Annotated in this window: 26 protein-coding genes, 1 tRNA gene and 1 riboswitch; of the genes, 12 read left to right on the forward strand and 15 right to left on the reverse strand. The window is 40.5% G+C overall.

Going from position 1 to position 22169, the window contains the following annotated elements; translation table 11 throughout:
* Positions 1-4: 4 nt before the first annotated feature.
* From BI182_RS09435 to BI182_RS09445, 3 genes are read right to left on the reverse strand one after another with little or no spacing between them, the layout of a single operon-like run.
* Positions 5-1321: a transaldolase family protein gene (locus tag BI182_RS09435; protein WP_286807425.1), complete on the reverse strand. Its 1317-nt coding sequence runs from the start codon at positions 1319-1321 to the stop codon at positions 5-7.
* A gap of 21 nt (positions 1322-1342) precedes the next feature.
* Positions 1343-2290 (reverse strand): transketolase family protein, encoded by a 948-nt coding sequence (locus BI182_RS09440; protein WP_286807430.1) that lies wholly within the window; start codon positions 2288-2290, stop codon positions 1343-1345.
* Positions 2287-3132 (reverse strand): transketolase, encoded by an 846-nt coding sequence (locus tag BI182_RS09445; protein ID WP_286807432.1) that lies wholly within the window; start codon positions 3130-3132, stop codon positions 2287-2289. Before BI182_RS09445 ends, BI182_RS09440 begins: the two co-directional genes overlap by 4 nt.
* 334 nt (positions 3133-3466) lie before the next feature.
* Between BI182_RS09445 and BI182_RS09450 the strand changes: the two genes are divergently transcribed.
* The 4 genes from BI182_RS09450 (at position 3467) to BI182_RS09465 (ending at position 4835) form a co-directional block, all read left to right on the forward strand.
* Positions 3467-3718 carry a hypothetical protein gene (locus BI182_RS09450; RefSeq protein ID WP_070370111.1) on the forward strand — a complete coding sequence of 84 codons (252 nt, stop codon included), beginning with the start codon at positions 3467-3469 and terminating at the stop codon, positions 3716-3718.
* A gap of 102 nt (positions 3719-3820) precedes the next feature.
* The gene (locus tag BI182_RS09455) at positions 3821-4069 is read left to right on the forward strand and encodes a CPF_0552 family protein (RefSeq protein ID WP_228882736.1); all 249 of its coding nucleotides are present in this window, start codon (positions 3821-3823) and stop codon (positions 4067-4069) included.
* Between the two features lie 72 nt (positions 4070-4141).
* Positions 4142-4522 carry a hypothetical protein gene (locus BI182_RS09460; protein WP_070370113.1) on the forward strand — a complete coding sequence of 127 codons (381 nt, stop codon included), beginning with the start codon at positions 4142-4144 and terminating at the stop codon, positions 4520-4522.
* 85 nt (positions 4523-4607) lie between these two features.
* Complete coding sequence (locus BI182_RS09465; RefSeq protein ID WP_286807439.1) at positions 4608-4835, forward strand: hypothetical protein; 228 nt, start codon at positions 4608-4610, stop codon at positions 4833-4835.
* Between the two features lie 218 nt (positions 4836-5053).
* Here the strand turns inward: BI182_RS09465 and BI182_RS09470 are convergent, their stop codons facing one another.
* A complete protein-coding gene (locus BI182_RS09470) occupies positions 5054-6361 on the reverse strand; it encodes an ATP-binding protein (RefSeq protein ID WP_148637621.1) in 1308 nt (435 codons plus the stop codon).
* A gap of 382 nt (positions 6362-6743) precedes the next feature.
* Positions 6744-7631, reverse strand: coding sequence for a LysR family transcriptional regulator (locus tag BI182_RS09475; protein ID WP_286807445.1), 888 nt, complete (start codon positions 7629-7631; stop codon positions 6744-6746).
* 136 nt (positions 7632-7767) lie between these two features.
* Between BI182_RS09475 and BI182_RS09480 the strand changes: the two genes are divergently transcribed.
* Together BI182_RS09480 and BI182_RS09485 are read left to right on the forward strand one after the other, a co-directional pair.
* Complete coding sequence (locus tag BI182_RS09480; protein ID WP_286807455.1) at positions 7768-8973, forward strand: MFS transporter; 1206 nt, start codon at positions 7768-7770, stop codon at positions 8971-8973.
* 520 nt (positions 8974-9493) lie between these two features.
* On the forward strand, positions 9494-10678 hold the full coding sequence (locus tag BI182_RS09485; protein ID WP_286807457.1) for an ATP-binding protein: 1185 nt from the start codon (positions 9494-9496) through the stop codon (positions 10676-10678).
* A 224-nt stretch (positions 10679-10902) separates the two neighbouring features.
* Here BI182_RS09485 and BI182_RS09490 read toward each other — a convergent pair whose 3' ends face one another.
* The 7 genes from BI182_RS09490 to BI182_RS09515 all read right to left on the reverse strand — a co-directional run bounded on the left by BI182_RS09490 (position 10903) and on the right by BI182_RS09515 (position 13870).
* Positions 10903-11205 carry a nucleotidyl transferase AbiEii/AbiGii toxin family protein gene (locus BI182_RS09490; protein ID WP_286807459.1) on the reverse strand — a complete coding sequence of 101 codons (303 nt, stop codon included), beginning with the start codon at positions 11203-11205 and terminating at the stop codon, positions 10903-10905.
* On the reverse strand, positions 11199-11360 hold the full coding sequence (locus BI182_RS17275) for a nucleotidyl transferase AbiEii/AbiGii toxin family protein (RefSeq protein ID WP_353744763.1): 162 nt from the start codon (positions 11358-11360) through the stop codon (positions 11199-11201). The genes BI182_RS09490 and BI182_RS17275 overlap by 7 nt, the downstream gene beginning before the upstream one ends.
* A 97-nt stretch (positions 11361-11457) precedes the next feature.
* Complete coding sequence (locus BI182_RS09495; protein ID WP_286807461.1) at positions 11458-11751, reverse strand: nucleotidyl transferase AbiEii/AbiGii toxin family protein; 294 nt, start codon at positions 11749-11751, stop codon at positions 11458-11460.
* Entirely contained in the window at positions 11748-12344 is a 597-nt protein-coding gene (locus tag BI182_RS09500) for a type IV toxin-antitoxin system AbiEi family antitoxin domain-containing protein (protein WP_286807463.1), read from the reverse strand. The genes BI182_RS09495 and BI182_RS09500 overlap by 4 nt, the downstream gene beginning before the upstream one ends.
* Positions 12345-12612: 268 nt before the next feature.
* Complete coding sequence (locus BI182_RS09505; protein ID WP_263992675.1) at positions 12613-13209, reverse strand: type IV toxin-antitoxin system AbiEi family antitoxin domain-containing protein; 597 nt, start codon at positions 13207-13209, stop codon at positions 12613-12615.
* Positions 13210-13403: 194 nt separating this feature from the next.
* Positions 13404-13479, reverse strand: a tRNA-Thr gene (locus tag BI182_RS09510).
* A 55-nt stretch (positions 13480-13534) separates the two neighbouring features.
* Positions 13535-13870, reverse strand: coding sequence for a rubredoxin-like domain-containing protein (locus BI182_RS09515; RefSeq protein ID WP_070372496.1), 336 nt, complete (start codon positions 13868-13870; stop codon positions 13535-13537).
* 158 nt (positions 13871-14028) lie between these two features.
* Positions 14029-14121: riboswitch (THF riboswitch) on the forward strand.
* A gap of 52 nt (positions 14122-14173) precedes the next feature.
* On the opposite strand from BI182_RS09515, the gene BI182_RS09520 reads away from it, so the two are divergent.
* The 5 genes from BI182_RS09520 (at position 14174) to BI182_RS09540 (ending at position 18329) form a co-directional block, all read left to right on the forward strand.
* Positions 14174-14932 carry a folate family ECF transporter S component gene (locus BI182_RS09520; protein ID WP_148636713.1) on the forward strand — a complete coding sequence of 253 codons (759 nt, stop codon included), beginning with the start codon at positions 14174-14176 and terminating at the stop codon, positions 14930-14932.
* A 271-nt stretch (positions 14933-15203) separates the two neighbouring features.
* Positions 15204-16133, forward strand: coding sequence for a class II fructose-1,6-bisphosphate aldolase (fba, locus tag BI182_RS09525; protein WP_070372494.1), 930 nt, complete (start codon positions 15204-15206; stop codon positions 16131-16133).
* 197 nt (positions 16134-16330) lie between these two features.
* Positions 16331-17308 carry an RluA family pseudouridine synthase gene (locus BI182_RS09530; protein ID WP_286807469.1) on the forward strand — a complete coding sequence of 326 codons (978 nt, stop codon included), beginning with the start codon at positions 16331-16333 and terminating at the stop codon, positions 17306-17308.
* 2 nt (positions 17309-17310) lie between these two features.
* Positions 17311-17847, forward strand: a complete 537-nt coding sequence (locus BI182_RS09535) for a Holliday junction resolvase RecU (RefSeq protein WP_070372492.1) — start codon at positions 17311-17313, stop codon at positions 17845-17847.
* A gap of 2 nt (positions 17848-17849) precedes the next feature.
* Positions 17850-18329 carry an S-ribosylhomocysteine lyase gene (locus tag BI182_RS09540; RefSeq protein ID WP_286807471.1) on the forward strand — a complete coding sequence of 160 codons (480 nt, stop codon included), beginning with the start codon at positions 17850-17852 and terminating at the stop codon, positions 18327-18329.
* 28 nt (positions 18330-18357) lie between these two features.
* Here the strand turns inward: BI182_RS09540 and BI182_RS09545 are convergent, their stop codons facing one another.
* The gene (locus BI182_RS09545; RefSeq protein ID WP_070372490.1) at positions 18358-19221 is read right to left on the reverse strand and encodes a hypothetical protein; all 864 of its coding nucleotides are present in this window, start codon (positions 19219-19221) and stop codon (positions 18358-18360) included.
* A 62-nt stretch (positions 19222-19283) separates the two neighbouring features.
* Entirely contained in the window at positions 19284-20054 is a 771-nt protein-coding gene (gene thyX, locus BI182_RS09550; protein WP_070372489.1) for an FAD-dependent thymidylate synthase, read from the reverse strand.
* Between the two features lie 235 nt (positions 20055-20289).
* Here thyX and BI182_RS09555 point away from each other — a divergent pair, with 235 nt between their 5' ends.
* A complete protein-coding gene (locus BI182_RS09555) occupies positions 20290-20823 on the forward strand; it encodes a M48 family metallopeptidase (RefSeq protein ID WP_070372488.1) in 534 nt (177 codons plus the stop codon).
* A 55-nt stretch (positions 20824-20878) separates the two neighbouring features.
* On the opposite strand, the gene BI182_RS09560 is transcribed toward BI182_RS09555, so the two are convergent.
* Positions 20879-22102: an L-lactate MFS transporter gene (locus tag BI182_RS09560; protein ID WP_286807475.1), complete on the reverse strand. Its 1224-nt coding sequence runs from the start codon at positions 22100-22102 to the stop codon at positions 20879-20881.
* Positions 22103-22169 lie beyond the last annotated feature (67 nt).

Raw genomic sequence — 22169 nt, forward strand, 5'->3', positions numbered from 1 at the left:
TTTCTTATTTTTGCCCGTTAGCTGCGTTCATAAAGCGGCGTTGATACGACACAACCTGGTTGCAGGAAGTAAATCGTGCTAGATACTTCGGTTCAGCCGTAACAACCACCCGGTGAACCAGATCCTCAAATTCTTGTTCCACCAGCAGCTTGTCAATGTCCGGATAATTCAGCTCGCCTTCCATACTGCAAATAATTAGTCTCGCATCATCCAGATTGGTATTTTTGAATAGTCTTAAATTATGACGTACACTGTCCAGTCCGTCGGAACCTTCCGCATCATTGAAATGACGATATCGAAGCATCGCTTCAGCAATATTTTTCACTAAAAGCAGATCCATATCGGCCTGATCCTTGGTAAGATAGTCCTTTTCCAAAAACATGTTGCGAATCGCCTCCATACACTTAATACTCCCAGTAGCATTAAATTGTTTTAAATTCTGATCCATTAATTCCGACTGCATCAAACGATGTCGAACAAAACTATTGATAAAATATGGTTTGGCCTGTAATGCCAGGGCAGTCTGGTAAGGTTCAAACATGAGTGTAAAGTTCACCCTAAAGCCATGCTCTTTGAGCATCAATGCCAGATTATGTCCCCGGAAGGCACTTTCAGTGGTAACATCAGTACATGAACGGCTCAGTTTTTTATCCCCTGAAAGTAATTCTGAAACGTTTTCTTTTGTGACCGGACCAGTATGTGGCACTTTAATGACAACCCGATAATCTGTCAGCATTTCCCTGAATTTTTCTGCTTCTTCCAGTAATTCAGAATCCGATTTGCCAAAAGGATCGTTCAGCTCCACACTGATGTCTGATCCTGATCCAAGAATCCGCCCAATTTCTCCCATTACTTCATCCCGGGTTTTAAAATGATTACCGACATTGGCTTGGGGATTATTAATAAACAAATCATAGATGATGCCAGGGTTACAAGTCAGGTTTGCAATCATTTTACTGATCGGGGCAACTTCGTATGGGTTAGCTGAATCAGCGGAAAAAAGCACATTGGTTGGCCGTTTTTTACCATTTTTATCATACGAAATATCCCGGATTAAATCTGCCCGGAGAATCCCGTTGGCTTCCAGGCGACATGCGATACGAAAGCCCTCCGGCGTCTCGTTGTCAGGCGTATTAAAGGTTTTAATAACCTTTTCAAATGCAGCGGTTACACCAATTTTTTTTACATGTTTCTTGAGAAACGCATAGTCTTCCAAAGGCAAATCGAAATCCAGAACCCGGGCCACATCTTTCTTTTGATTCTCAATCACCGATACGTCATCATTTAATAAGGTGTTTAATGTACAACTGACCGTTTTCATTTCTTTCCCTCCATCTATATCTTAATTCTTTACCACATATAAGATTTGATCAACAATTTTTTCCCAGGTAAGGCCGTAGGCTTCCAGTAATTCCCGATAGGGGCCGGTATTAATGGAGCCATCGGCGATACCTACAATATGAATCGGAGCTTTACCCTTAATTGTCGCCAGAGCTTCAACGACTGCACTGCCAAAGCCACCAATTACCGAATGTTCTTCCAAGGTGAACAGATACTTGGCATTCTGATAGGCCTCGTTAAGAATCCCCGTGTCAAGAGGCTTTACAGTTGTAAAGTTAATCACTTTTACTCCAAACCCCATTTCATCCAGAATTTTTGCCGCCATCAGACCATCTATTGTTAATGTACCGGTCACTGCAATGACAATATCATCGCCAGTGTTCATCAGGTATTCGCCCTTGCCAATTTCAAGGTTGCGTTTAGCGGCTTCAACCGGTTCAGCCATTTCATGACGTGGCATTCTGATGTAGACTGGACCTTGATGTTTAACTGCCTCACGCAGGCACATTTCCACTTCATAAACGTCGCCCGGATTCAAAACAACCATATTGGGAATCGCCCGCATTAATGTCAAATCCTCGATGGCCTGGTGGGTTGAACCCAAAGCAGAATGGGATAAACCACTGCTTGAACCGATTACTTTAACATTCATATTGGCATAACCCAGATCATTTCGAACCTGTTCAAACGCACGCATGGAAATGAAGGGCGCAATTGCAGAGACTACCGGAATAAATCCACCTTCTGCCAATCCGGCACTAACACCGATGGCATTCTGTTCACTGATGCCGACTTCCAAATACTGCTGGGGTAATTCCTTTTTAAACGGATTCATACCCGATCCTGCCCCGGAATCACAAGACACTGCTATAACACCGGGATTTTCTCTACCTAATTCTAATAATGTTTCACCAAATACATCCCGTGGATTTCGTTTTTTAGCCGTCATATTGCCCATCCTTTTTCTTTTGCATAATGCTCCAATGCTTCTTGTGCCTCTTTTGACTCACAGGAATCTTTACCGGGATTCCAGTGATGATATTTAACATTTCCTTCAGCAAATGGCATCCCTTTACTCTTGATGGTATTGGTAATGACCATGCTGGGTTTCCCTTTTTGAAACGGTATTGATTGAAACGTATTCAAAAGCTCTTCGATATTATGTCCATCCACCACTTTTACAGACCATCCAAAAGACGCATATTTTTCTCGTAAATCACGGGTATCCAAAACCTCCCGGGTGCTACCATTGATTTGAAGTCCATTTCTATCAATGATGCCAACCAGATTGTCTAAACAGTGATGACTTGCAAACATGGCTGCTTCCCAATTTGATCCTTCACCCTGTTCGCCATCCCCCATGAGCACAAAAACCCGTTGCTTTTCACCTTTTAGTTTTGCACTCAATGCCATCCCGGAACCGATCGGTAAACCGTGACCTAATGCTCCCGAACTAAAATCGACGCCGCCAAATTTCTTCATATCAGGATGGCCTGGCACCTTTGACCCCAGTTTATTGTAGGTATCCATGACATCTGCCACTTCAAATCCCATTTCAATAAGGGTTCCATATAGAGCCAGACATTTGTGTCCGGCACTGAGAACAAAGCGATCACGGTTGGGACATTTTGGTTCATCAACTTTAATATCCATGATTCCAAAATATAAGGTAGCCAAAATATCGGTACATGATAACGATGGACCAGCATGGCCGTCACCATTATTAATTACCGTCTGGACAATGTGTTTGCGAATATTAAATGCTTTCTTTTCGATGGATTCTACTTGCATTGAAGCTCTCCTTAAAATATTTTTTCGATACCTAATTTTTCAACGGATATGCACAACGTTTACAAGACGATTCAATAAAATAACGATATTGATTGCGCAAAATTGCTCGTACTAGCCAAAACCTATGTTTCCCCTTACAACTCAATTAATAAAAAAATTACGTCTCAAATCTAATCTCACTTATGACAGATCATAGGTGGTCATGACCAGTTCTTATATGTAGTATAGCACGAATTGTTTTTTTGTCAATTTATTTTTAAATAATTATGTAAAGTATTGCCAAATCGCGATATAATGACTATAGCAACTTTCAGCATACAAGGAGGGTAAAAGTATGGGCTTACGCTATTCAAGTAAAGTAATCGACGGAAAACTTAATATTAGAAATGATTATATTCAAACCGAGGGCGGTGATTTCCAGAAGTTGACAAAAAACTGGATTATTAAAGCATATGAAAAAGCCAAAGAATTAAATGATACCGAATCCATGGAAAAACTGGAAAATCTGAAAATTGACATTTGGGTTTCAGGCGAAAACAATGAGTTAGGAAAAAATATGACTTGGTGTTTAAAAGACGAATTATAATAAGCTGCGGCGTAACCGCCGCTTATTTTTTTGAAGAATCGTTTATTGTTGTATAAATTGGGTATTTAGTCAAAGTATAAATACTTTAAGGAGGATTTTTTTATGAGACAAATTATGGGGATTCAGGTTGGCAACCGCGAAAGCGAAGCATTGAAGGTTCAGGAATTGTTAACTAAAAATGGTTGTATTATTAAGACACGCCTAGGTTTACATGAGTCTTCTGAAGAAATGTGCAGCATCACCGGTTTGATAATTTTAGAGTTTTTACCCAACAAAGAAGCAGATATCGCCGAACTGGAAAAAGAATTAGCCACGCTTGATACAATTGTGGTCCAAAAAATGGTTTTCTAAAATTCAAAATAAAGAGAGTTACTCAATCAGTCTGGAACTATTGAGTAACTCTCTTTTTCCAAGGAGTAAAAAATGATCGACTTTAAAGATTCCCGATTTATTATTACGGATAAAAAAAATACATCCAAGGTTCATAAGAGTATTCAGGGTATGTTGAATGATGAGGAACGGGTCGTTGAATTTTATGTGGCTGATCGCTTTCCTGTTCCATCCGATATACTATTCACCTCAAAACGGATTATTATTTGTACCTATGAAGAGCCTGAATTTCCAATTTTTACTTTCTTACCCTATTCAAAGTTTATTGCTTTCTCAGTAAAGAATTCAAATGACTCCAGTCTTGAAAATGAATTAGAATTGTACAATTATTATGTCAATAAAATTGCCTTTGAGTTCCCCGGAAAATTTGATTTAAGCCTGGTCATTAAATTAATTGGCGGCGCCGTTAACTAGGCATATAGTTATTTCGCCAAAAACAGGTGACAAATCAGTTTTCTGACTATCAGAAGCGTATAGTGTAAATCGAAAGGAGCCGACAATGCAAACCGAATTAACAATCACGATCATAAAAAACGACGATCATCTTGAAATCCTTCAAGATGGCTTGATGGTGGCAAAAAGAGAAGCCATTCAAAACATTCTAATTAATGGTGAAGTTGAAGATTTCTATGACAATTGGGTATACCCCCTGGATCCTGGCGCTCCAGAAAAAATAGGAAAAATTATTCTTGGTTTAATGAATGGTGATTTTGGCAAGGTTGAATAGAACACCACCAATTTTTCGCTTCTTAATACACAGAATCCGCCAGCCACATACGTGATCGGCGGATTTCTAGTAGTAATTTAAAGATTCAGACAAACAGTCTCTGGTCTAAAAAATTTGTTCGTCTGGTTAATAAATGATTACTGTGTAGTCGTAAAGGGTGTCACATTCACCAGGACATACAAGTGGCTTATTCTGGATGATGTCTGTAATTATTTAATTTAATCAACAGTCAATAAGTGATTAATAAATTGTTGCGCCGTTCGACCTGAAATACCACCATGCATCATTTCCCACTGATTTGCGGCCATTCGCAGTTCTTCTTCCGGTAAATTCAACCCTTCTTTCCGGGCAAGTTCTTCAACAATTGTAAAAAATTGCTTCTGACTGGGTCGCTCGAAAAATATTGTTACTCCAAAGCGATTTACCAATGACATTTTTTCCTGCATTGTATCTGAACGGTGAATCTCACCATTTTTTTGCATATCATCCCGATCATTCCAGGTTTCCCTGATCAAATGACGTCGATTCGAAGTCGCGTAAATTAAAATATTATCTGGCTTCGTTTCAACGCCGCCTTCGATGACAGCCTTCAAAAATTTATATTCGATTTCGAATTCTTCAAAAGACAGATCATCCATGTATATGATGAAACGGTAATTCCGATTTTTTATTTTGGCAATTACCGCTGATAAATCCCGAAACTGATGCTTGTAGATTTCAATCATCCGTAATCCCTGATCATAAAACTCGTTGATGATTGCTTTAATACTTGTCGATTTTCCGGTTCCACTATCCCCAAACAGCAAGACGTTGTTGGCCTTTTTTCCCTGAACAAAGGCCCGGGTATTATCAAGCAATTTCTGTTTCTGTAATTCATAGCCTACCAGATCCGTCAGCATCACCTTATCCATATTGTTAATAGGCTGAAAGAACAACGTTTTATCCGATTCACCGGCTGAAACCCGGAACGCCTTATTCAAGCCAAACATTCCAACACCATAGCTGGCATAAAAACAGGTTAGCGCTTCAAAAAAATCGTCACCGTTTTTTGCCTGTTCCAGAGTTTGGCATAATTCCCCAACTTTTTGACTGACATTCTGGTTGTACATAAATTCTGGTTTTCGGATCGCCTGGTAATTCGAAATGCGACTAAAGCAATCAATACCCAATGCCGCTTCCAGTGGGGAAAAATCAAAATCAAACAATTCTTTAAAGATTGTACAATCATTTCTGGCAAAAACATTCACACTGCCCGCTTTCTTTCCCATCTTTTCACAAGTCAGCGTGAACGGATTTTCGTTAGTGATCATCTCAAAGGTCAAATATGCATGCCAGAGATTTTGATCAAAACCATAGTCCGTCGCTATTACCAATAGCTTTTTTATCCAACGATAACTTTGTTCGATCAGACAATCTGTGGATTCATTCCCGCTATTAAAGCTCGAATACAATTGTCCTATCTGATTCAGTAAATTGTCTCCATCATTATCCCGAAAAAGAATGAGTTGGGAAATAAGTCGTTTCATTGTTTTCTCCTGTCAATTTTAATTCTTAGGCTGTTTTTTGCTTGTTCTGGATGTTTTTAATTCTCAGTTATAACCATAACATGTTTGGATTGTCAAAACAATCCTAATACATATGATTGTGCAAAAATTCGGTTAGTAGATCATGTAAGTACACTACCCAGGTAAGCAACAAGATCGTAGTGTCAATAATTTTCACCCGATATAGCACTAAATAATCCCCCAGATCGTGGGTTTTTCGCTTTCTCCCCGCCTTCAGATAAAAAAGAGAACCCCAACGGCTCTCTCATACGATTTTTAAAAGAACCTCATCTTGATGAGTAGCCAACAACAAGCAGGGCTTTAACAATGACAATCGGCTTCTTAGGATATCAATATTTAGAAATCACTCATGTTCCTGATTCAGCGTGCTTTCCACGAACGACTTAAACTGGGCAAACACCGGAGATATGTATCCGTCGGTTTGATATACCATTTGATTGCTGACTGAACAATTGGGTTTACCCACCGGAATTTGGGATATTTTTTTCTTGTCCAGACCAGGGAAAAAGGGAATCAGAGCAACCCCTAAATTCGCCCCCACCAATCCAGCTACCGTCCGTTCGTCATAGACTTCAAAAGACATCATCGGGCGAAAGCCGGCATCCTGAAAAAGTTTGGCGATCACATCGTGCAGCGACGACTCCGGTTTAAAGAGGATAAAGGAATCTCCGGCTAGCTCATGCAAATCAATCTGGGTTCGATCCGATAACGGGTGACTTTTGGGGACAACCAGAAACAATTCCTGATCCATGATGTGCAAGGTCGTGAGCCCTTCTCGTTCTTCTGGCGGCGAACAAAAGCCGACATCTATTTCTCCTGATTCAATCCCAGCTAGAATATTCCTGGTGTTGTCTTGATTGAGTTGAAATTTTATTCCCGGATTCTCTTTCTGAAATGCGCTGATCAAGTCTGGAATATAACTTGAACCGAGAGGCTGAATAAATCCCAGGCTGATGGAACCTTGGGTGGGATCAACCAGATTGGTAATTTCCCTTTTTGCTTCATCAATTCCCATAATTGCTTGATTCACTGATTTTAAAAAAATTCTTCCATAACGATTTAATACCACACCCCGGCTTTTTCGCAGAAATAGTGGCACCCCAATCTCCTCTTCCAGTCTCAGAATTGAACGACTCAATGCCGATTGGGAAAGATTCAATTCATCGGCTGCTTTTGTATAATTGCCAATATCTGCAAGCTTCTGAAAATATTTTAATTGATGATACTCCATCGTTTACATCTCCTTGAAATCAGTGTTATTACAATTATGCATCAAATTAATGCAAAACGCAATTAGTTATGAATGGTTTATTGTGCTAAACTATAGTTGTTGCAACAACTAAATAATTATAAAAGGAGTTGATCGTTTGAAGAGCGATAAATTATGGACAAACGATTTTGTTATGATCACAATTATCAGTTTTCTGACTTTTTTAGTATTTTATGTGTTACTTGCCGGTCTACCGCTTTATCTAACCGCTCGACTTAATATCGGTATTGATAAAATCGGACTGGTGATTGCCCTGTTTTTAGTAGCCGCCATTCTCATTCGCCCTTTTGCCGGATTATGGGTGCGCAACTTTTCACAGAAAAAAATCCTGGTTTTGGCCTCAATTGCGTTTTTTATTTGCACCTGTCTGTATCCTTTAGATACCAATCTCACCGTATTGCTGACTTTGCGAATTATTCACGGCCTCGTCTTTGGTATTCTGACAACGGTAAATGGGACAATCTGTGCCGAAAACATTCCGGCCTCGCATCGGGGCGAAGGTTTAAGTTATTTCTCCCTGGCCATGTGTCTGGCCATGGTATTCGGGCCTTATCTCGGGTTGACGCTTGCGAATGCCGATGCATTTCAACTGGCTTTTATCCTCTGTATGCTGATTGCCGGAGCGGTTATTGTATTTTCATTGCGGATTAAAATCTCACAACAATTCATCACGAAACAAAAATTGTCGCCGCCAACTAGTACCCTTTCACTCAAAGATCTCTTTGATAAAAACGCCGCGCCATACGCTGTGACCATCTTTATCCTGGCCTGTGCCTATTCAGGCATTTCATCTTATCTGGCATTATATGCAAATAATCTCGGCTTGCCGGAGACCGGCAGCTATTTTTTCCTTGTTTACGCCGTGGCGATGCTGGTTTTTCGCCCCTTCGCCGGACGCTGGTCGGATAAATTTGGAATCAGTGTTATTATTTATCCCTGCCTTATCCTCTTTGCTTTTGGCATGCTTTTATTAAGCTGGGCTCATACCACTGTCATCATCCTCATCGCTGGAGCCATTATCGGGATTGGTTACGGTTCGATCACACCACTTTTTCAAACCCAGATAATTAATTCACTGGAATCGGATCGTGTCGGCACTGCCAATTCAATCTATTTCAACTTTACGGACATTGGTTGGGCCGCCGGGGCCACCTTCTGGGGAATCGTGGCCGAACATACCGGATTTCGGAGTATTTTTCTGATTGGCATCGCCTTGATTATTTCTGCCGGTTTGGCCTATCTGATCCTCGCCCATCGGAAGAAATTACTGTATATTCAATCTGATTTTAATATCAATTCGTAAATGCTAACTGGCCGCACCATCCGAGTATCAATGATTGGGCGGCCAGACTATTTTTTTAGAAACGGAGGCCAAATTTACGCCAGAAAATACCTGTAATTCATTTAGACAAAGCATCGTTAGAAACAGTTATAAAACCGATTCCACACTTCCATTTTGCTACTCCAATGTTTTCTAAATGGCTCTTCTACCAGTATTGCATAAATCACTGGTTCTAAAAACATTTTTCTAATTTTTTCTATCAATAGCACTTTGACATCTCTGCTAAACAAGACTTTTTTATTCTACGAGCGGTCTTATTAGTAATACATTTAGAAAAAACAATTGATGCCAAACGCAAATAGTTATGAAGTTGAAGCCCTAAGTTTACGGCGTCCGAGTTTTTATTTAATTTAACAAAGCGAATTCATCATTTTTCATAGCAAAACATCCAATTTTTTAATATTTTTTATATTGAAAGATGAAAACTTATTTACTTCATTGTTTTTTCATGTTATGGTATAATTAATAGGAGGTGTTCGTCATGGTACAAAGAAAACAATATATGGAAAAGTTGAAAAGAATGAAAGACAAAAAAATCATCAAGGTTATTACGGGTATTCGCCGCTGCGGAAAATCTACCTTGCTTTTAATGTTCAGAGCTTATTTGAAAGAATGTGGCATTGAGGACAATCAAATTATTTCGATCAACTTTGAGGATGTAGCCAATGAGCATTTACTTGACTATCGGAAGCTCCATGACTATGTCACAAAGCAACTTATTCCTAACAAAATGACCTATGTATTTTTAGATGAAATACAGAATGTACCTCAGTTTCAGAAAGCCGTTGATAGTTTGTTTATCAAAGACGATGTGGATGTTTATATCACAGGTTCGAACGCTCAGATGCTTTCCGGCGAATTGGCCACGCTGCTTTCTGGCAGATATATCGAAATCAGTATGCTGCCCCTTTCTTTTGCGGAATATTATGAATTGGTTAGCGGCGATCAGCGGGACGCCTGGAACAGCTATTTCAAATACGGCGGTTTCCCCTATGTGGCGGTTATTGAGGATGAGGACATTCGCAGGGATTATCTGATGGGAATCTATAACACCGTTTTACTCAAGGATGTTGTTGCTAGAAAACGAATAAACGATGTTCCCCTACTTGAAAGTGTGATTAAATTCCTTTTTGACAATATTGGCAATATTGTGTCTTCGAAGAAAATTGCCGACAGCCTGACTTCTTACGGACGAAAAACGACTTCAGTAACCGTTGAAAACTATATTGAAGCCCTAACGAGTGCCTTTATTCTATATAAGGCTAACCGGTATGATGTCAAGGGTAAACAACATCTAAAATCTCTTGAAAAATATTATCTAGTGGATCTTGGACTGCGCCGCATGCTGCTCGGGGATAAAAATGCTGACATTGGCCATATTCTTGAAAACATTGTGTATTTGGAACTTCTGAGACGTGGCTATACGGTCGATATCGGCAAAGTCGATGATAAAGAAATTGATTTTATTGCGATGCTCGGCAGCGATAAGGTTTACTATCAGGTTTCAGCAACTATTCTCGACCCTGCCACCTTCGAGCGTGAAATAGCTCCACTAAAAAAAGTGGCCGATCACTATCCCAAATTTATAATATCAATGGATGAGCTCCCGATGGGTGAAGATGGTATCAAACAGATCAATATCGTAGATTTTTTACTTGGAGAATAGATGGGGGGAGTGTTTCAAGTTTCTCAAACATTCCCCAACTCATAGGTTTTCTTACGCATTTCACTCTTTACACAAAAAAAGAGAGCCAAAACGACTCTCCCATGCAATTTTTACTGGAGCTAGCGGGGGGAGAATCAAACCCCCGACCTCTCGGGTCGTAGTTATATTGAGCAGTCATTTTCTCCCGCCGAAACAGATTCATCTGAAACATCCGCCCATTTCTTTCAGATAGTGAATGATGCCAGTAAATCGCGAATCGTTTTAATGATCTGTTCAAATTCGATATTTTCTGCATATGAATATTTCTTGCTGCAGTCATTCCAGATTTTTTGGAGTTCCTGACTTTCAGAAATACTATCCAGATAAACAACGTAATCATCTAAATACTTGGTGCTGTCTCGTTCTTCAGCTTTTTTCATGATTGCAACTTTCAGTTCATCCCGATCCAACACTGAGTTGTTGAGCTTAGTGAGAATATAAAGGTCGTAATAGTCTCTAGCTCTGGTATTGGAGATGTTTCTTACCAATATATTGATTCAATCTTTTCCGCTAGGATGGTGTTTAGATTATAGGCTTTAATGCTGATTTCACGTTCTTCGAACATTAATTTGTAGGCATAATCCACTTCACGTGGAATGATCATGTCTCCTGTGGTGATATCAATTTTTAAATTGACTCTAATTGTAAAGAAGTTTGCTTCAAGACTGACTCGGTAATCATCATATTCTCAAACATCGTGAATGCTTTTTATCCCTTTGATATTAAAATTAACATGATCCTCAAGATCGATTGCTTTGATTTCTGATAGTATTTTTTTGAATTTCCTGTTGATCGCTGGAAATACCTTTGATTGTGGTATCCATGTCCATCGTGCTTCTCATGTCAATACCGATCATTGCGGCAATTAAAAACCCGCCTTTTAAAATAAAGTTATCCCGATAGCTTGATGCTGCAATTCTTTCCAGCAGACGCTCCATCATGAAACTCTGAAGCAAGGTATTCGCAATCACACCTTCTCTCTTGGCTCGGTTGTTAATCCAGTCTTTCAGTTGTCTGGGACTATTGATGGTCATGCTAACACCTCCATGTATTGATGTACCTGGGCTGAAATCTTAAAGATATCGGCATATGACTGAAGTTTAATAAAATCTCTGTCCGGATCACGCATGTACTGCCGAACCGCCGTTAAAACAATATCGTTATCCAGTTTATCCTTTTTTTTCAGGCAATCGCAGATGGTTCGCTCTTTATCATAAACGGCAATCGTATGACCGTATGGCGACTGCACATTCATTTTACCAATACCATGAAATTCTTTTTTCATATAAAAAAATTGATAGTGATCGTCCATTTTCAACAACCGGGTATTATAACCAGTGGGAATGGTCATCATCAGTTTCAGCGGCGAACGATCGCATAAATCATGTAGGAATAAAGCCGTTTCATGAGAAAAGATCCCTTTTTTACAGCGATACTGCATGATTAAATACTCATCCAACATTTGTTCTGCATCAATATAAATTCCTTTGCTGATTCGCTCAATTTTTCCTTCCAGCTCTAATCGGCGGAAGACCTTATTATCAATCCCCTGCACTGCAAATTGTTTCGTCTCGATAACACCGTTATTCTTTTTTAGAGCGTCCAGAATCATTTCTCTATCGGTCATTTGAGCACCTCTTTGTCTTTATCGTTCGTTTATATTATATATTATACGAACGATAAAGACAAATGCCAATCAGCATTTTTTTGTCTTTTTATACTTTCTACATTTAAAGTAATTTTTATATCGGTTAATACTAACAAATCCCCCCTTGAATTTACCAATCGCCTCAAGAACTCCTCCTGGCAGACCAACTGGAGCATAAACTGATAAGAAATCCCCTCTTTTCTGGATTTCTCTTTTAATTTTTGAAGCAGTCCCTGAACATTTACCATTACATCCACATCCCCATGATCATCTTCGTTTTTTTCTCGACATTCATTTGTTTTGCGTATTCCATTAGCCTGCCCACATTCTTATTTGAGTCTGTTGCATAGCTTCGAATCGCCTTATTAAATACTTCTTTATCCATTTTTTTCTCATATCGAATAATGTCGCAAATTGTTTTTTCCCGATTATAGATTCTAATCACCTGACCTTCAAAATCCACTTCAGCTATCCCGATTTTCAAATACTTTTCAACCACGTAATAGACCTTTAGTTTCGGATAATCGATTTTAAATCTCGATTTTGAACTGTTTTTATTCACTGCCAAATGCCAGGCACCTGGCGTTCTCTCTGTATAATCATAATAGTATAGTGCGGAATCCATACAGACAATAGCATCAGGATATAGTTTATTGATAATGACAGCTTCGGATATGACGTCCTCATATTGCCATTCATAAAAACCAGGACGTAGTTTGATTACTTTTCCTTCTCTGATCAATCGATCAATGACAGTATTGTGATATCCCGCATCAGTGAAATCGGATAGCTTTACAATACCATTATTTTCATCAAATACTTTTTTGTATTTTTCACAGTTCATCGTTAATATCACCTCTTTTAAATTCGCAAGCGGATATATTAACTCAATTATACAACGTAACATTTATTCTTTCAAGTTAAAAAGACCACTTTTATTTTTCACAGTCGGTCATACTTTTGGTGGAGACAAAAAACAAATATAAAAAAAAGAATCGCTAATTAAAGCCATTCTTTTAACTAAATATTATTTTTTACTGGAGCTAGCGGGGGGAATCGAACCCCCGACCTACTGATTACGAATCAGTTGCGCTACCATCTGTGCCACGCCAGCAGTAAAACTTACTGATCTATCATAACACAAACCCTGGCTCCATTTCAATATTTTTTTACCATTTACCTTTTGAGATATGACCGGCTATTTCTGCTTTGCACATTTCCTTGATGACGTAACAATCGGCTTCGGCTTTCTGAAAAATATGCAGACATCCTGGATCCAGATTGATTTCTGCACCCTTTCTTGACAAATGAACGATTTTTTCAGCCAGTCCAATCACTTCCATATGAATATCGTTGGTAACATAGGAGTCATATACTTTTTTAGCCTCTTCGTCACTTAAAGCTGCAAATTGCTCCCGGGGAGCTCCACATTTAGGACAATTTTCCGGGGCTTCAAGACCTTCCATCTTATAACCGCAGACACCACATTTCCATAGCTTTTTCATTTATTACCCTCCATTTACTTTTTTTCTTTCAGTTTTTCTTTGACTGATACTATTATATACCCAAAATCACAATAATTACCACTTTGATTAAAAAATAACGATAATTATTTATCCTTGTGTAAACCTTTAACTACATGTTAAAATGATAACAATTAAATACCAGAGTAGACAAGATGCGTAAAGTGTTAAAGGATGGGAAGTTGCCTTTAAACGAAATGTGACCATTGCGGTATCTTGTCGCTTCCGCTGTTACAATGCAGATTGTAGGTTGCGGAAGCATTACTTTAAACTCAAGGAGGTTTTATGAAAAGTAATGCTTTTATTAGTAGTTCCACCCGAACCCGGGTCATGGTGAACTGTGGACTGCTCATTGCCATCAGCATCGTGCTGAAGATTTTGTTTGAGGTATACATCCCTCTTGGTGGTTTTCCTTCATTACGTTTAAACATCACTGCTTTGCCAATTATGCTAAGTGGTATTCTGTTTGGACCGCTAGCAGGTTTCGCCGTAGGTTTTATTTCCGATATCCTCTGCTTTATTATTAAGCCGGGCGGCCCTTTCTTTATCGGATTTACCTTAGCCAGCGGTTTGACTGGTTTGATTCCGGGTTTACTCTTTATGATGTTGCGAAAAAAAGAAGTAAAATATCTGGAATGGTTCAACCTGGTTTTTATCGTACTGGCCACAATTATTCTGGCTGTTTCCGGCACCTTTGGTTTCGACAATGGTACCATTTATTATGCAGGTGAACCGATCAGTACGATTGTCTTTGTACTCTTTATTGCTTTAATGATCGCGTTTGCGGTCTTCCCCATTATTGTTGTAAAGAAATCAAATCTTGATAGTGAATTTCGTAGCGATCATATCCTGTTTATCGTCAGTGTTTCACAATTGGTCACATCAATATTGTTAAACACCTGGTTTCTGAGCATTCTTTATGGACAGGCGGTTGCTGTACTGCTTCCTGCCCGAATCATTACCAACATTTTCCTGATTCCCTTATACACAATCATGCTCGTTGGTTTATTAAAAGTCCTTCCCAGCTTCATTAAACAACGTTAGTTACAAAATAAGAAAAGAGGCAGCACTATCTGTTGCCTCTTTTACTTTCATTTTCAGCCAATACGTCTTTCGCAATATTATTTCTTTTGTCAAAGTAATGCTTTGATTTTTTCTTTATTTCCATTTAGATTAAAATGTAAATACCGATCAAATTTGTTCTGATTGCTTGAGTATTATCACAAAAGATAGTATACTGATATTACTGTCGCTAAATATAAATGTCATATAAAACAACAAGCAAAAATAGGATAACACTTAGGAGGTTTTCAAAATGGGATTAGTAACATCAACTGAAATGTTCAAAAAAGCTTATGACGGTGGCTATGCCGTTGGGGCTTTTAATGTTAATAATATGGAAATAATCCAGGGAATCGTAGAAGCAGCTGCTGAAGAACAAGCGCCTCTTATCTTACAAGTATCGGCAGGGGCCAGAAAATATGCCCATCCGGTCTATCTTAAAAAATTGGTCGAAGCAGCCGTCGAAGTCACTGGTTTGGATATCTGCCTCCATTTAGATCACGGCGATGATTTCGAGATTTGCAAAGCCTGTGTCGATGGTGGTTTTACCTCGGTTATGATTGATGGTTCAAAACACTCCTTCACTGAAAATATTGCCTTAACCAGACAAGTGGTCGAATATGCTCATGATCATGGTGTTGTCGTTGAAGCCGAGCTGGGAAAACTGGCTGGTGTTGAAGATGATGTCAACGTCGATACCCGCAATGCAACCTATACTGATCCCGATGAAGCGGTCGAGTTTGTTGAACGAACCGGCTGTGATTCGTTAGCCATTACTATTGGCACCAGCCATGGCGCTTTCAAATTTAAGGGCGAACCGCGTCTGGATTTCGAACGGCTTTACAAAATTTCCGACATGCTCCCCGGCTTTCCTTTGGTACTCCATGGGGCATCTTCGGTTCCCAAAGAATTCGTCAATCTTTGCAATCAATACGGTGGACAAATTCCTGGCGCTCAGGGTGTTCCCGAAGATATGTTGCGAAAAGCTGCGAAATCTGGCGTTTGTAAAATCAATATCGATACCGATCTGCGTCTGGCCATGACCGCCTCGATCCGCCAGGTTTTTGTTGAAAATCCCGGTTGGTTCGATCCCCGTCAATATTTGGGACCGGGTCGATCGGCCATCAAAGCCATGGTTGCCCATAAAATAAAAAATGTCCTGGACTGCAGCCACAAACGATAATTTATTTTATCCTTAACTTGTTTCTCCGTTTTTTGAGCATCTCGCAAGCTAACTTTGATTACTTGGACAGATGCTCTTTTTATTTCTTGTAAAAAAAACGCCCGCCTAATTAACTTTTCCACCTCGACAACCGAAACTTAATTTATTCACGCCACATCCATGGTATAATGACACAAAATACTATTTAAGGATTATCGATGAAAACAATTGTTATTACTGAAAACGAAAGCAACCAGCGACTGGATCGCTTTCTAAAAAAACTGATGCCCCAAGCCTCCACCGGATTTCTCCAGAAGATGCTGCGAAAAAAGCGGATCAAACTAAATGGTCAAAAATCGGAGCCATCCACAGCAATTACCGCTGGCGATGTGGTTTCGATTTACTTCGCAGAAGAAACCATTGCCAATTTCCGGGCTGCTACACCACCAAAAAAATTAGATAAAAACAGTCCTCAACTCGATATTATTTTTGAAAACACTGATCTGCTGGTACTTAATAAACCCGTTGAACTGCTTACTCAGCCAGATAAATCCGAGGAATCGTCACTGATTGACCATGCCGTTAGCTATCTGATAAAAAAAGGTGATTATGACCCTAAAACCAATTTAACCTTCACCCCCGCCTGTGCCAATCGATTGGATAAAAATACGACCGGAATCATCCTGGTTCCCAAGAATTATAAAACCCTTCAAGCGGTCAATTGTGCCATCCGGGAAGATCGCACCGAAAAGATCTACTTCACCATCGTAACCGGAAAACCCAAGGCTACCGATGAAATTATTGGCTATTTAAAAAAAGATGGCGATAAAAACTCTGTTACCTTCTCGACACAGCAAACCGCTCCAACCGATAAAAAGGCCGTCCTGAACTACGAAACTCTGGCTTGTCACGGTGACTATGCCTTGTTAAAAATCATTTTAAAAACCGGCCGTTCCCACCAGATTCGGGTTCAACTTTCAGCCATGGGTTTGCCGATAGTCGGCGATCCCAAATATGGCAATCGTCTGCTTAACAGCCGTTTATATGAAGAATTCGGCCTAAAAAGCCAATTGCTCCACAGCGCCCGGTACACCCTGCCTGACATGAATAAAACCTTTACCTCCCCGCTCCCACCGGTTTTTGAAAAAGCCTTAAAACGCTTTGGCTTTAAAGACCCCTTTCTATCGGAGCAATAAACATGGGTTACTGGAACAGCCGGGGGCTGCGGGGCAGTCAGCTAGAGGAAAACTTAAATATCACCAATAAAATCTATCTGGAGCAGGGGCTGGCGGTCGTTCAAAAAATTCCTACTTCCATCAAACCAGTAGAGTTAGATCCTACTAAAGGAACCATTAAACTGGCCTATTTTGAAGAGAAAAGTACCGTCGACTATCTGGGCAACATCCAGGGAATTCCGGTCTGCTTTGATGCTAAGGAAACCAGCCAGAAGCGATTACCGATTGCCAATATCCATCAGCATCAGATGGAATTTATGGAAGCCTTCGAGAAACAGGAGGGGTTGTCCTTCCTGATTGTCCATTTTAAATTCTGCGACGAAACCTTCCTGCTGCCCTTTGATATTCTAAAAACCTATTGGGATCATGCCCAGCATAGCGGTCGCAAATCCATTCCCTACGGGGACTTCGACCAGAATCTGCGGATTTATCCCTACCATAATATTCTCCTTCATTATCTGGAGGCTATTAACCATTATCTTACCAGAAAGGAAAAATAACAATGAAAAAAATTGCCAGCTTCACCATCAACCACCTGGATTTATTACGAGGAGTCTATATCTCCCGAAAAGATTATTGCGGCGATCACTGCATCACCACCTTTGACATCCGGATGAAAGAACCCAACCGCGAACCAGTCATTAACAACGGCGAACTCCATGCCATGGAGCACCTGGGCGCAACTTTTCTGCGCAACGACCCGGTACTCAGTGACGAAATTGTCTATTTTGGACCAATGGGCTGCCGCACCGGCTTCTACCTGCTGATGAAAGGCGAACGAACTCCAGCCGATATCATGCCCTTGATTATCAAGTTATTTACCTTTATGGCGGATTACCAGGACGAGATTCCCGGTGCCACACCCCGGGATTGCGGCAACTATCTGGATATGAATCTCCCCATGGCCCGCTATGAAGCCCGGAAGTTTCTAACTGAAATTCTTGAAAAAATCCAACCAGAAAATATGATTTATCCAGAATAAACCCAAAAAAAAGCCCGGTGGGCTTTTTTTATTTGCGAGCTTTTGAATCTGTTGCCTTTTCTAATTTTTTGTTGTCATTTTTGCCTTTACCAAGCATTTTTTCAAACAATTTTTCTGATCCTGATTTGCGTTCACTCATTTGCTTTTCATGGAGTCGCGTGAATTTATTGATTCTGCCAACCCAAGTTTTGGCATCTGCAATCATCCTGCTGTCATCAGGATTTGGGATAACGGCAGTCCATTCCTGAAACAGCTTGCCGTTTCGGGTTAAGGCTTCATAATTAATCGCCAGGACCTTGTACATTTTTTCACCGTTGTCATAATTCTTCAGCTTGGCCTGCGCTTTCGTCCATTTATGAAACCGTCCCATAATATAAGCGCTGTCTTCGTGGATAATCGTGACATAGGGTTTAACCAGGGCCCTATATTTAAAGCTCTGCGGAAAGACAATGGTGAACAATACTGACATGGTAGCAAAGAATCCAAAAAAAACAAATCCCAGCCACTTTGATCCTTCAGACAGCATGATTACCAGTAAAACCGAGATAACCAGTTCGATTCCCAATAAAACCCAGATCTTTTTCTTTTCAGAATTTTTCTGAATCTGGTTTAACTCGCCGATAAATCCCTCATATTGAGCTTCATCGTATTCCCAGACCAGCGCTTCGTCTTTTTTTGCCATAAACGTTTCAAACTGGCGATAGCGGCGGTAGAAAAAGATGGCATAACCCAGCGAAAAAACAATAATCACCACACCTACATAGGTAAAGTAAAACTGATAGCTTACCACCGCTTTTATCACAAACGGAACAAAAATAATAGCGATCCCTAAAACAGCGACGATTAGAGCAATAATAATATTCTGTTTTTCAGGATTTTTAATTTCCAACATACCTTTTCACGACCTTTTCAATTTTTAGTTTATTTTTATTGGACAAGACGTATATCGATGTCCTAAATGTGTTTGAATTTTTCTCTGACCTCAACGATTTGGCCACACGTCATACTGCCTTCTGGGCAGGGGCCTTCGACACAGCGGGGTCCGCCATTTTTAAAGAGTAAGGGGGCCACTTTTTTACATTCTTTAAGCATTTGGGTAGCCAGTTCCCGAATTTCCCATTGGGCCCGATTGCAACAACGCTGATTAAAGAAATGCAGCAGTTCCCGGGTATTCATGGTCGTCACAATTTTCGTTTCGCAGGCATTGGGCAAAACAAATCGGGCATCTTCAATGCCCTGTTTTTCGGCCGCCATCGCAGCCTGTTTTTCTGAAAGCCCTGCTGCCATCAATTCTTTTGTGTATTTTTCAATAAGTCTTTGGGCCAGTGCATCGTAGGTCTTCTGAGCATTCTCCATTCCTTCCACAAAGATCTTTTCGCCATCCGGCAGAGCTTTAATTTCTGGAGGAATCACATAACTAAACTGACCTTCAGCTACATAGCGTTGCGATTTCTGACTGAAGCTGGCCATCCGATGGCGCACCAGCTGATGGGTTAAGGCCCGGCTAACCCCTTCAATGGCAAAGGTAAAGCTGGCATGTTCGATGGGCGATGCGTGGCCCATGTCCATCAAACGGGTTAAGAAGCGCTCCACATTATCATCGGTCAAGTCATCCATGATCTCACCGGCACCGGCTTTGGAATAACATAGCTTGGCCGCTGCCGCCACTAATTTCTCAGGATCCGGGGTGTGTTGAATCAAAGTTACACTTAATCTTGTCTCCATAAGATTCTCCTTTCATTTAAAAACACTTCTGATTATTCTCAACATGTTTGGGAACGATAATATCTCATTATAACATTTTTCCAGTGAAAGTACAGTTCATAAACGGCATCTTAAAAATTTGCAAGTTAATCACCAATTCTTTCCCTATGGTGACAACTATTTCTATTCAGGTTTGGCTGCTTCTTGGATATAATTGTCAAAATGAATTGTTCAACCAGAAGATGGAGGTACCCCTATGTTTGGCAATCTTGATACCGTCCCTGAATTATTAAAAAACTATCAGTACAAAACTGGTGAAAAACATAAATTTCTGGGTGATTATTATCGCCTGATGATTGAAGAATCCCCCACCACCGGAGTGGTGATCAACAACTATAACATGGTTCTTAATGTCCAGGATGTTTCGTCCCTTTCCCATAAAGAATTTGTTCTGGATATGTGGTATCGGGAGCAGGCCCGGGAAATTTTTGTCGAGGCCATGGCCGCTGCCATCATCAAAGCGGCGCCCTATCAAATCCGTTTTCCCGACCTGAAAATCTATCGGCTGGACAACCGCTGGGGCGCCTGTTCACCTAAAAGTCAGCGGGTGATCCTGAATCTGGAGCTGATTAAGACCCCCAAGGAATGTATTGAATACATTGCTCTCCACGAGATGCTTCACTTCCGTTTTCCCAATCATAATCTTTCCTTCTACGGGGCCCTGGGCACACTGATGTCGGACTGGAAAGAACGGGAAGACATGCTCAACCGCAAATATCGCTTAACATAAACCAAAACAAGATCTGTCTCGTGCGACAGATCTTGTTTTTTTTACCTTTTAATTTTTAGTGCTCCGTTGCCAGCATCATTTTGTGTTTGGCATTCATCCGTTTGGCAATTAATACCAGAATAATCGCCGCAATATTAATGCCCAGGGTGATGATAAAGGCCAGGTTATAACTGCCACCGCTTTTTTCTACGGCATAGGCCGCAATTTGCGGTCCAATAAAGGCCCCGATTGAAAGGCCGGTCATGACCACCCCATAATTCATACTCAAATTTTTAATCCCGAAATTATCAGCCGTAATTGACGGGAATAATCCGAACACGCCGCCATAGCTGGCTGCAATCAAGCAGATCCCTACCATAAAAAGCGGTAAATCTTTGGTAAAATACAAGGCCACTAAACCAGCACCGCTTAAGGCAAACATACACATCAGGGTATTGTAGCGTCCAATTTTATCAGAAACAGTTCCCCAAACAACCCGTCCGGTGGCATTGGCCAGTCCAATAAATCCAACTGCAAAAGCCGCTTGTTCGGGCGATAACCCCACCATCACCTGGCCAATTGGTGAAGCCTGACTGATAATCATTAATCCGGAGATACAGCCCAGCACCATCAATCCCCAAATCACATAAAAATCAACCGTTTTTAACATATCCCGGGTGGTGACATCTCCACTACTTTGATTTGCTACCACAGTAGTCGCTTTGTTATCAGTATCCGATACCGGCGGAGCGGCAATAAAGATCCCCAGCACCAGAATCACCCCGGCAAAGATTAATCCTAAGGTCTGGAAAGCTCCCATTACGCCCTGTGCAGCAATAAACTGTACCGCCACTGGGGCAAAAATCAGCGAACCGGCACCAAAACCACCCGCCGTCAGGCCACCCGCCAAACCCTTGTATTCTGGAAACCATTTAACAGTATTGGAAACGGTAATTGAGTAGATCAGTCCAATTCCCGACCCGGCAATTAAACCATAGGTAATATAGATCTGATAAACGGTGGTGATCATTCCGCTTAAGTAAAGGCCCAAGCCAAACAACACCCCACCTAATAAAACAACCACCCGAACCCCGAAACGTTTTACCAGCGGCCCGGCAAAAATCATCGCAATCGGCAAAACAAATAAGTTGATGGTAAAAGCCATTGATGCCTGGGAGGGTGTCCAGCCAAAATCTACCTGTAACGGTTTTGAGAAAACGCTCCAGGCGTAGGCAAAGCCGATACACAAGTTAATCACAATGCTGACAGCCAGAATCAACCATTTTTTATTGTTATTCATATTCTTTCCTCTTTTATCTTTCTAAGTAATTTCGATATGTTCCCATTCGATGATGTTTAAAATTGTC

The sequence above is a fragment of the Acetobacterium sp. MES1 genome, assembly GCF_002237635.1.
In the GTDB taxonomy this organism is placed as follows: domain Bacteria; phylum Bacillota; class Clostridia; order Eubacteriales; family Eubacteriaceae; genus Acetobacterium; species Acetobacterium wieringae.

What these genes read in the sequence shown, in the direction of transcription:
- BI182_RS09535 (WP_070372492.1), top strand. Translation starts at nt 17,311, where the DNA reads ATGGGTTACTGGAACAGCCGGGGGCTGCGGGGCAGTCAGCTAGAGGAA.
- BI182_RS09475 (WP_286807445.1), bottom strand. Translation starts at nt 7,631, where the DNA reads ATGGAGTATCATCAATTAAAATATTTTCAGAAGCTTGCAGATATTGGC.
- BI182_RS09505 (WP_263992675.1), bottom strand. Translation starts at nt 13,209, where the DNA reads ATGAACTGTGAAAAATACAAAAAAGTATTTGATGAAAATAATGGTATT.
- BI182_RS09500 (WP_286807463.1), bottom strand. Translation starts at nt 12,344, where the DNA reads ATGACCGATAGAGAAATGATTCTGGACGCTCTAAAAAAGAATAACGGT.
- BI182_RS09540 (WP_286807471.1), top strand. Translation starts at nt 17,850, where the DNA reads ATGAAAAAAATTGCCAGCTTCACCATCAACCACCTGGATTTATTACGA.
- BI182_RS09555 (WP_070372488.1), top strand. Translation starts at nt 20,290, where the DNA reads ATGTTTGGCAATCTTGATACCGTCCCTGAATTATTAAAAAACTATCAG.
- BI182_RS09440 (WP_286807430.1), bottom strand. Translation starts at nt 2,290, where the DNA reads ATGACGGCTAAAAAACGAAATCCACGGGATGTATTTGGTGAAACATTA.
- BI182_RS09495 (WP_286807461.1), bottom strand. Translation starts at nt 11,751, where the DNA reads ATGACCATCAATAGTCCCAGACAACTGAAAGACTGGATTAACAACCGA.
- BI182_RS09515 (WP_070372496.1), bottom strand. Translation starts at nt 13,870, where the DNA reads ATGAAAAAGCTATGGAAATGTGGTGTCTGCGGTTATAAGATGGAAGGT.
- fba (WP_070372494.1), top strand. Translation starts at nt 15,204, where the DNA reads ATGGGATTAGTAACATCAACTGAAATGTTCAAAAAAGCTTATGACGGT.
- thyX (WP_070372489.1), bottom strand. Translation starts at nt 20,054, where the DNA reads ATGGAGACAAGATTAAGTGTAACTTTGATTCAACACACCCCGGATCCT.
- BI182_RS09560 (WP_286807475.1), bottom strand. Translation starts at nt 22,102, where the DNA reads ATGAATAACAATAAAAAATGGTTGATTCTGGCTGTCAGCATTGTGATT.
- BI182_RS09520 (WP_148636713.1), top strand. Translation starts at nt 14,174, where the DNA reads ATGAAAAGTAATGCTTTTATTAGTAGTTCCACCCGAACCCGGGTCATG.
- BI182_RS09530 (WP_286807469.1), top strand. Translation starts at nt 16,331, where the DNA reads ATGAAAACAATTGTTATTACTGAAAACGAAAGCAACCAGCGACTGGAT.
- BI182_RS09450 (WP_070370111.1), top strand. Translation starts at nt 3,467, where the DNA reads ATGGGCTTACGCTATTCAAGTAAAGTAATCGACGGAAAACTTAATATT.
- BI182_RS09485 (WP_286807457.1), top strand. Translation starts at nt 9,494, where the DNA reads ATGGTACAAAGAAAACAATATATGGAAAAGTTGAAAAGAATGAAAGAC.
- BI182_RS09435 (WP_286807425.1), bottom strand. Translation starts at nt 1,321, where the DNA reads ATGAAAACGGTCAGTTGTACATTAAACACCTTATTAAATGATGACGTA.
- BI182_RS09545 (WP_070372490.1), bottom strand. Translation starts at nt 19,221, where the DNA reads ATGTTGGAAATTAAAAATCCTGAAAAACAGAATATTATTATTGCTCTA.
- BI182_RS09470 (WP_148637621.1), bottom strand. Translation starts at nt 6,361, where the DNA reads ATGAAACGACTTATTTCCCAACTCATTCTTTTTCGGGATAATGATGGA.
- BI182_RS09465 (WP_286807439.1), top strand. Translation starts at nt 4,608, where the DNA reads ATGCAAACCGAATTAACAATCACGATCATAAAAAACGACGATCATCTT.
- BI182_RS09460 (WP_070370113.1), top strand. Translation starts at nt 4,142, where the DNA reads ATGATCGACTTTAAAGATTCCCGATTTATTATTACGGATAAAAAAAAT.
- BI182_RS09445 (WP_286807432.1), bottom strand. Translation starts at nt 3,132, where the DNA reads ATGCAAGTAGAATCCATCGAAAAGAAAGCATTTAATATTCGCAAACAC.
- BI182_RS09455 (WP_228882736.1), top strand. Translation starts at nt 3,821, where the DNA reads ATGAGACAAATTATGGGGATTCAGGTTGGCAACCGCGAAAGCGAAGCA.